A 1,435-nucleotide genomic window follows, 5' to 3' on the forward strand; every position below is an offset into this window, starting at 1 on the left:
TAATCATTAAAAGTGCCTTTGCTCATTGCAACTAAATTGGAGATGAACCTTAAATTCTGTAAGGGCAACCCTTGCCAAAAAAGCAGAAGACTATCAATGGTCAAGCGCCAGAGCGCATATATTGACGCTGGGTGCAAAAGATGATATACTTTTAAACCAGAATTGTCATTAAGCAAATATTTCTAATGACCGCCATTAGAAATATTTGCTTATAACTCATTGTAAAATAAGAAGTAAAAGCATAAATACATAGTGCAAAAATGCGCAAACTGACAATAAGGAAACCTTATATAAATATAAGCAACAAAGCTTCCACAAAGCTTTACAGATAAAGAAATAACATCTTTGAGCAAAGTCGCTTTAGGTCTAATGACAATTCTGGGTTTAAAAGAAAACTGGTTTGATGATGAAGAAACAAAAGCATACAGGGAATTTTTAAGTAATGACGCTAAAGAGATAAATACATCAATACAGCGCACTACATGAACAGATAGACCGCTTGGCAGTGAGGGCTTTATAAAAGAACTGTAGAAGGTTTTGAAGCGAGACCTTTTCCCTCAAAAGGTTGGGCGTCCTAAGAAAAAAGGCAAGAAATACGGGAAGTATCCCTAATATTCTTTGAATTCGCAATCAAAAAATATTTTGTTGTCATTTGGAGGCGCAATATGAATGAGGTAGCGGCAATGCAGGGTTCTTTTGGAGTCATGAGCGCATCGAGAGAAGGGCATGGCCAAGGCTATGGATTGCTGCAGCTCGTAACCTTTACCCTCGGCAATGAGGAGTATGCAGTGGATATTCTCAAGGTGCACGAGATAAACAGGATGAAGGAGATTACAAAGGTCCCGAATGCGCCATCTTATGTGGAAGGCGTGATAAACCTCAGAGGGAAGGTTATCCCTGTGGTAAATCTCAGGGAAAGGTTCGGTTTTGAGAGAAAGAGAAGCGACGAACACCTGCGGATAATGATAATGGAGGTAAGTGGGATCACCATGGGACTTATTGTTGATTCGGTCTCGGAGGTATTGCGGATTTCTTCTGACATAGTAGAACCTCCGCCTCCAATGTCAACAGGCATTGGTACAGAGTTTATAAACGGCATAGCAAAGCTCGAAGACAGGCTGATAATATTACTCGATATGGACATGCTGTTTGGCAGGACAGAGACGATTGCCATGATAGAAGCACAGACAAAGGCTTTAGAGTGAAAAATAAGAAAAATATATAAGAAAAATATAAAGGAGTACTATGTCATGAAATGGTTTAACAACTTAAAGATGAGGACAAAACTACTGGCGAGCTTTGCTGTAATGGCATTCATTGTAATTTTGCTTGGTGTGGTAAGTATCAGAGGGATAGGGATAACGAAGATGAAACAAGGGATGGAGACACTTTACGCTGACAGGCTTGTCCCTGCCATTGACCTGGGGAAGATCGG

2 protein-coding genes are annotated in these 1,435 nt (G+C 40.1%); both read left to right on the forward strand.

Annotated features, from left to right (window positions below; translation table 11 throughout):
• Window positions 1-704 precede the first annotated feature (704 nt).
• Window positions 705-1,205 carry a chemotaxis protein CheW gene (locus V7L97_RS12675; protein WP_442891848.1) on the forward strand — a complete coding sequence of 167 codons (501 nt, stop codon included), beginning with the start codon at window positions 705-707 and terminating at the stop codon, window positions 1,203-1,205.
• A gap of 45 nt (window positions 1,206-1,250) precedes the next feature.
• Window positions 1,251-1,435: MCP four helix bundle domain-containing protein (locus V7L97_RS12680; protein ID WP_333656558.1), on the forward strand; the 185-nt coding region annotated here is incomplete at its 3' end.

The sequence above is a fragment of the Dissulfurispira sp. genome (genome assembly GCF_036745535.1).
Classification (GTDB): Bacteria; Nitrospirota; Thermodesulfovibrionia; order Thermodesulfovibrionales; family Dissulfurispiraceae; genus Dissulfurispira.